This is a genomic window from Streptomyces sp. NPDC058534, assembly GCF_042717365.1.
GTDB lineage: Bacteria > Actinomycetota > Actinomycetes > Streptomycetales > Streptomycetaceae > Streptomyces.
In genome coordinates, this window is the sequence record NZ_JBHXNW010000100.1 from 20,562 (window position 1) to 27,416 (window position 6,855).

Annotated in this window: 6 protein-coding genes; 3 read left to right on the forward strand and 3 right to left on the reverse strand. The window is 71.6% G+C overall.

Annotated elements, in window-relative coordinates; translation table 11 throughout:
* Window positions 1–26: 26 nt before the first annotated feature.
* Window positions 27–713, reverse strand: coding sequence for a response regulator (locus tag ACFWR9_RS38250; RefSeq protein WP_383850976.1), 687 nt, complete (start codon window positions 711–713; stop codon window positions 27–29).
* On the reverse strand, window positions 710–2,008 hold the full coding sequence (locus ACFWR9_RS38255) for a sensor histidine kinase (protein ID WP_383850979.1): 1,299 nt from the start codon (window positions 2,006–2,008) through the stop codon (window positions 710–712). Before ACFWR9_RS38255 ends, ACFWR9_RS38250 begins: the two co-directional genes overlap by 4 nt.
* Before the next feature lie 220 nt (window positions 2,009–2,228).
* Here ACFWR9_RS38255 and ACFWR9_RS38260 point away from each other — a divergent pair, with 220 nt between their 5' ends.
* Window positions 2,229–2,921: an ABC transporter ATP-binding protein gene (locus ACFWR9_RS38260; RefSeq protein ID WP_383850982.1), complete on the forward strand. Its 693-nt coding sequence runs from the start codon at window positions 2,229–2,231 to the stop codon at window positions 2,919–2,921.
* The gene (locus ACFWR9_RS38265; RefSeq protein WP_383850984.1) at window positions 2,918–5,335 is read left to right on the forward strand and encodes an ABC transporter permease; all 2,418 of its coding nucleotides are present in this window, start codon (window positions 2,918–2,920) and stop codon (window positions 5,333–5,335) included. Before ACFWR9_RS38260 ends, ACFWR9_RS38265 begins: the two co-directional genes overlap by 4 nt.
* A gap of 396 nt (window positions 5,336–5,731) precedes the next feature.
* Here the strand turns inward: ACFWR9_RS38265 and ACFWR9_RS38270 are convergent, their stop codons facing one another.
* On the reverse strand, window positions 5,732–6,178 hold the full coding sequence (locus ACFWR9_RS38270) for a nuclear transport factor 2 family protein (protein WP_383850988.1): 447 nt from the start codon (window positions 6,176–6,178) through the stop codon (window positions 5,732–5,734).
* Between the two features lie 212 nt (window positions 6,179–6,390).
* On the opposite strand from ACFWR9_RS38270, the gene ACFWR9_RS38275 reads away from it, so the two are divergent.
* The gene (locus ACFWR9_RS38275) at window positions 6,391–6,540 is read left to right on the forward strand and encodes a hypothetical protein (RefSeq protein ID WP_383850991.1); all 150 of its coding nucleotides are present in this window, start codon (window positions 6,391–6,393) and stop codon (window positions 6,538–6,540) included.
* Window positions 6,541–6,855 lie beyond the last annotated feature (315 nt).

Sequence of the window (6,855 nt, forward strand, 5' to 3'; positions counted from 1 at the left end):
CCGGCGAGCCTTCCCGGTCACAGGCACTAGGCGCCCCCGCCCGGGGCGATCAGCCCGGTCTCGTAGGCGAAGACGACAGCCTGGACGCGATCGCGCAGGTCCAGCTTCGACAGGATGCGGCCGACGTGGGTCTTGACCGTGGTCGGGCTGAGGAACAGCCGGGAGGCGAGTTCGGCATTGCTGAGGCCCGTCGCGAGGAGGCGGAGCACTTCGAGCTCGCGCGGGGTCAGGCCGGACAGATCGCGGTGCGGGGCGATGGTCTGCGGTTCGTCGTGACGGGCGAAGCGCTCGATCAGCCGGCGGGTGATCGTGGGCGCGAGGAGAGCGTCGCCGGTCCGCACCAGGCGTAGGGCGGAGACCAGGTGTTCGGGGGTGACGTCCTTGAGCAGGAAGCCGCTGGCGCCGGCCGTCAGCGCGGCATAGACGTAGTGGTCGAGGTCGTAGGTGGTGAGGATGATGACCCGTGTTCCGGCCGGGCCGGCGTCCCCGGTGATGCGCCTGGTGGCCTCGATGCCGTCCATCTCCGGCATCCGGATGTCCATGAGGACGACGTCGGGCCGCGTACGCCGAACCGCTGCGACGGCCTCGGCCCCGTCGGCCGCCTCGGCCGTCACCTCGATACCGTCGGCAGCCAGGATCATCTTGAAGCCGGTGCGTACGAGGGCTTGATCGTCGGCGATGACGGCGCGCAGCGGCGGCCGGTCCGCGGTCATACCGCGCTCCGTGGGATGCGGGCCGTCACCCGGTAGCCGGCGGCGGGCGTCGGCCCGGCCGTCAGCTCGCCCTTGTAGACGGCCAACCGCTCGCGCAGCCCCAGGTGGCCACGGCCGTTGCTCTGCACCGGCGGGGAATCCTCGGTGCCACCGGTGTCCGTGATCTCGATCTCCAGACAGGCGTCGGTGTACCCGATGGCGACGGACGCCTGCGCGCCGCGCGCATGTTTGATCGTGTTGGTCAGCGCCTCCTGTACGACGCGATACGCCGCGAGGTCCACGCCCGGTGGCAGCGGATCGGGCGGCAGCGACACCCCGACGCTCACGGGTGTTCCGGCGGCGCGTACTCGTGCGACGAGTGCGTCGAGTTGCGCGAGCCCGGGTTGGGGCTCCCGGCCATCGGGCCTCTCGTGGTCCGGGGCGGCCAGCAGGCCCATCACGTGGCGGAGTTCGGCCATGGCTGCCCTACCGCCCGCCTCGACGGCCAGCAGTGCCTCCTTCGACTGCTCGGGCGCCATGTCCATCACTTTGCGGGCCGCGCCGGCCTGGATCACCATCACGCTCACATTGTGGGTCACGACGTCGTGCAGTTCGGCGGCGATGCGGGCCCGCTCCTCCTCGACGGCACGGCGCGTGGCCTCCTCCTGAGCGGCCCGCAGTTCTGTCACCCGGTTCCGGCTGGCGGCCAGCCGCAGTTGCAGAAAGCGGACGAGGCTGGCCAGCATCCCTGCCACCAGGAGCACGAATCCCGGGCTGGACCATCCGGGGAGCACGGGTTCCGCGTTGCGGAAGGCGAAACCGGACAGCGCGGCGGCGATCACCAGGACGGCGATCGCCGTTGTCCGGTAACGGCTGTACACGACGGCGCTGTAGGCGCCGATGACGCAGGCCAGGACGGTGATCCAGGAGGCGGAGCCACCGATGGCCAGTGCGGCACCCAGCACCACCAGGAACAGGGTCAGCGGATACCGGCGCCGGGCTGCCAGCGGCAGCGTCGACAGGACGACCAGGGCCCAGGGCACGGAGGAGGGTTCTTCCTCGACGGGCACCTGGCCGGGGTCGGGCGGCGAGGGCGGGGCCGGGACCCCGGTCCCGCCGTCCACCGCAGGGAGGTTGATGTTCACCGGCCCGGCGCCGGGATGGCGCACCGCCACGAACAGGGCGATGACGGTCAGTACGAACGCCAGCACCACATCGGCGCTCACTGCTCGCCGGGACAGCGGGGCGGCCTTCGCCTCCGGGCGTAGCGCGTCGATGAGTTGCCGATGCCGGCTGCGCCGGTCTTCCGTCTCCACCCGTGCATTGTGCTGCGCTCTCCACCTTGCCCGCGTCCGCCTGTCCGGCCGGGGCATTGCCCCGGAGGCCTACTTCTCAGGGATGACCCGCGGCCGAATCCTCCGCGGGAAGGACGTGATGTCGGTTCCGCGGCCGACGCGCCCTCTACGCGGCGCCCCTAGGTTCGCAGGACCGGTAACGGCAGGTGCCTCTCTCGACCGCAAGGGACGGACAACTCGTATGCGTCAAGTGATCGAACTGGAGGGTGTGGTGAAGCGCTACGACAGCGCCGGCGACCCGGCGCTCGGACCGCTCACGCTCAGCGTCGCCAAGGGAGAGGCCCTTGCCGTCACGGGCCCTTCCGGCAGCGGCAAGTCCACCCTGCTGAACCTCGTCGCCGGCTTGGACAAGCCGACCGATGGCGCCGTGATCGTGGCCGGGCGGCGAATCGACCGGTTGAGTGAGCACGCCCTCGCCAAGTTCCGTCGCGAGCACATCGGCATGGCCTTCCAGTTCTTCAATCTCCTCGACGACCTCACCGTCACCGACAACATCCAGCTCCCGGCCCAGCTGACCGGGACCGGTCGGCGCGCGGCCGCGGCCCGCGCGGGTGAGCTCATGGAGATGCTGGGCATCCAGCAGCACGCCCGCGCCTACCCGGGTCGACTGTCCGGAGGCGAACGCCAACGGGTCGCGGTCGCCCGGGCCTTGGTCAACCGGCCGGCGCTGCTGCTCGCCGACGAGCCCACCGGTGCGCTCGACACCGCCTCGGGCCACGACGTCCGCGATCTGCTGATGGATCTGCACCGCTCCGGACAGACCATCGTGCTGGTGACGCACGACCTGACGTTCGCGGAGGCGTGCGCGAGCCGCACGATTCACCTGGTAGACGGTCACGTAGCCGTCGACTCGTACGCGCAGGCCGTCCGATGAGCATGTTCGGTACCGGCGCGCTCGGCCGGGTCGTACGCTCCGGGGTGGGCCGGCGGCGGGTGCAGACCGTGGTGATCGCCGTGGCCACGATGATGGCCGTGGCGTCGGCCGTGGTCGCCGGGTCGCTGATGGTCGCCTCGGCCGCGCCCTTCGAGCACGCTTTCGAGAAGCAGCAGGGTGCGCACATCACCGCCCAGTTCGATCCGGTCAAGGCGAGTGCGGCGAAGCTGGCAGAGACCGGCGAGCCGGCCGGCGTCACCGCGAAGTCGGGGCCGTACCCGACCACGGCGATCCGCCCGGTGGACCAGGCGGGCTTCCCTCTGCCGACGCTGACCCTGGTGGGGCGGTCCGGTCCGGACGGCGACGTGGACCGCGTGGAGCTGAAGTCCGGCCGGTGGGCGCGGCAGCCGGGCGAGATCGTGCTCGCCGCGTCCTTCGAGGGGCCCGCCATCGGGATCGGCGCCACTCTGAAGGCTTCGGACTCCACGAACGCCCCAACCCTTTCGATCGTCGGCTTCGCGGTGTCGGCCGGCAGGACAGCCGACGCCTGGGCGACTCCCGCGCAGGTCGACGTGCTGGGGTCGGAGGGCAGTCCGGTCACGAGCCAGATGCTCTACCGCTTCGACGCCGCGAGTACGACGGAGCAGATCCTCGCCGCGCGGAAGAAGCTCGCCGCCTCCGTGGGGTCCGGTGCGCTGCTGGGTACCCAGTCCTGGCTGGACATCAAACGCGCCGCTGATCAGGGTGCGGCGGCGACCGTCCCGTTCGTGATGGCCTTCGGCGTGCTCGGCATCGTGATGTCGGTGATCATCGTCAGCAGTGTGATCAGTGGTGCGGTCGGCACCAGCCTGCGCAGAATCGGCGTTCTCAAGGCCATCGGCTTCACTCCGGGCGAGGTCGTACGTGCCTACGTGGCCCAGGCGCTGATTCCGGCCGGTGCCGGCATCGCCCTGGGGGTCGTCCTGGGAAACCTGCTGGCAGTGCCGCTGCTCTCGGACACCGAGGCGGTATACGGCACCGTCTCGCTCTCGGTGGCCTGGTGGGTGGACGTCACGGTGCCGGCCGCCGCCCTGGTCGTCGTGGGGCTCGCGGCGCTGATTCCCGCGCTGCGGGCCGGAAGACTGCGCACGGTCGAAGCCATCGCGGTCGGCAGGTCGCCGCGCACAGGGCGCGGCCAGTGGGCACACCGGGTGGTGGGGCTGCTGCCGCTGCCGCGACCGGTGACCTACGGTCTCGCCACCCCCTTCACCCATCCGGTCCGTACCCTCGCGATGCTGCTGGCGGTGGCGTTCGGTACGGTCGCGGCGACCTTCGCGGTGGGGCTGACCTCGTCCCTGAGTGCGATCGGTGCCTCGCAGGATCCCGAGAGCCGTGCCGCGGTCACGGTCACGACGGTCAAGCTCAACAACGCCGCTCCTCCTCCGCCTCCTCCTGCGGGGGGCGGCGCGGCAAGCCCGTCTCCCGTCGGCGGCAGCGCGGTTGGCCCGTCCGGGCCCCAGGGCGCCGACCCGGCGAGGGTCCGGGCCGCCCTCAAGTCCGAGGCGGGGCTGAAGTCGTACTACGGCAAGACCCGGACCGAGGTCGCCGTGGCCGGGATCTCCGGTTCGGTTCGGGCCAGCCTCTACCAGGGCGATTCGCGCTCCGGCAGCTACGAAATGATCGCCGGGCATTGGATCACCGATACGGGTCAGGTCGTGGTGCCCACGCGCTTCCTGGAAAGGACCAGTACCAAGATCGGTGACATGGTGCGGGTGACCCACGAGACGGAGACCGCGAACCTGCGGATCGTGGGCGAGTCCTTCGACACCTCGGGCAGCGGGCTGGAGATCCACGCGGACATGGCCGACTTCGCGTCGGCAAAGCCCACCACCTTCCTCGTCGAGGTGAAGTCCGGCGCCTCCGCCGACGCGTACGCCCAGAAGGTCGCCGCGGTCGTACAGCCGCTGGGCGGCGACGCCACGACCAATGCCCCCTCGGGGCAGGAGGGCGTCCTCCTCATCATGTCCGCGATGGCGGTGCTGCTCACCCTGATGCTGGTCTCCGTGGCCGGCCTCGGCATACTCAACTCCGTGGTCCTGGACACCCGGGAACGCATCCACGACCTGGGCGTCTGCAAGGCGATCGGCATGTCACCGCGGCAGACCATGAGCCTCGTGCTCTCCTCCGTGGCTGCGATCGGCGTGATCGGCGGGCTGATCGGCGTCCCGGCGGGGTACGCGCTGCACGGCCTTGTCATGCCGGTGATGGGGCATGCCGTAGGCACCAGTCTGCCGACGCCGGTCCTGGATGTGTACGGGCCTGTTCAGCTGCTCCTGCTGGGACTGGGCGGGGTCGTGATCGCGGTGCTGGGCGCGCTGGTCCCGGCCGGCTGGGCGGCCGGCGCGCGTACGGCCACGGCGCTGCGTACCGAGTAGCGTCGCCGTGACGGCGAAGACCCGGCCTCGTACGCCATGGCGTGCCCGAACGCGCCGTTCGCGCCGGTTGGGGTAGTAGGCCGGCCCCGCCGCGGTGACCCCGAGCGGACCTCGCACCGCGCAGCCGTGCGCGGGCCGGCCGACGGTGAGTGTCGGCCGGTTCCGCCGGCGGCCGCTGATCGTCGCGCCGGGTGCGGACGAGCCCGCCGTGCCCACCGGGCTGTGCGCCCTGCTGGGCAAGGAGTCCGCGGCCGACCGCCCTGCCCGATCTGGTGCCGTCCTTCGGCTTGAGGGACCGCTCCCCGGTCATGGACGCCTTCCTCGACACCGTCCGGCTCAACTGTCCCGACGTCGGTGCCGCTTTCGACGGGCGGCTCGGGCGGACCGGCTGAACCGTCAGACGGCGGGGGTGCAGGCCTCGGCGATCGACAGGCTGTTCTCGTAGAGGTGGTGCCGGGTGATCCGGCCGTCCTCGACGGTCAGGTGGAGGGCGAACGGGCCCTCGAAGCTCCGGCCCGTCGCGCGTACGGTCCCCGACACCCGGCCCATCAGTACGGCGTCCGCGCCGTCGACGAGGAAGGTGCCGACCGAGGCACGCGCGTCCTCGGGCACGGTGTGTTCCATCAACTCGGTGAACTGCGCCGCGCATTCCGCGCCCGTGGAGCGGGGCCGGATCCAGGGGACGGCGGGGTTATCGGCGAGCTGCCAGTCGACGTCGTCGGCGAACAACTCGATCAGCCGCCCGGTGTCCCCCGCCACGCGCGCGGCCAGGAATTCGCTCACGACGCTCCGGGTGGCCTCGGTGACCTGCTCCCCCGCGCCTGCGGTGTGCTCGACGGACATCGTGTTCTCCTCGCCGCGGTGATCCGGTCCGGCGGGGGTTCCCGCCGACGTGTCCGATCCTGCCGGGCGGGACGGGAGCGGTCGATTACCTCGCGGGTAACGCCACTGGGCCAGTCGGCCTACGGCGAGCGTTTCCCCCCTGGGCCGCCGTTCGTTGGGGCGGACGTGATCAAGAAGCTCGCCCTTGTCTCCTCCTGGCCGCCGCTCTCCTGGTGCCCGTCGCCGGGTCCGCGCCCGCGCCGGGCCCGTCCGCCGGGGTGCCCGGTGCTCCGCTCCTGAACGGTCGCCTCGGATCGCTGGAGGTGGGGCACCCGGCCACCTCGCCGCAGTCGCTGCTGCCCGAGGGCGTCCTCGGCAGGTGACGTCGCCGGCCGGAAGGGGGCGATTGCGCGCGTTCGCTGCCCTTCCGCCGCGATTGAGCGGTTCGCCTTCGCGCTCCACCGGCCGATCCCGGCGCCGCCAGACGTCGGCAGGGTTCCCGTAACCGGGCTCCGCCAGCCTCCTGGGAGTCATTCAACGCGGGAGGTTGCAGTGAAGCATGCGAGCAAGAGGCACGCCGGTGCCGTCGTGGCCGTGCTGAGTGGTCTGGCCCTGGCCCTGACGACGACCACCGCACACGCCGCCACCGGCGACCCCGACGTCATCGCCCACCGCGGCTCCTCCGGCATGGCACCCGA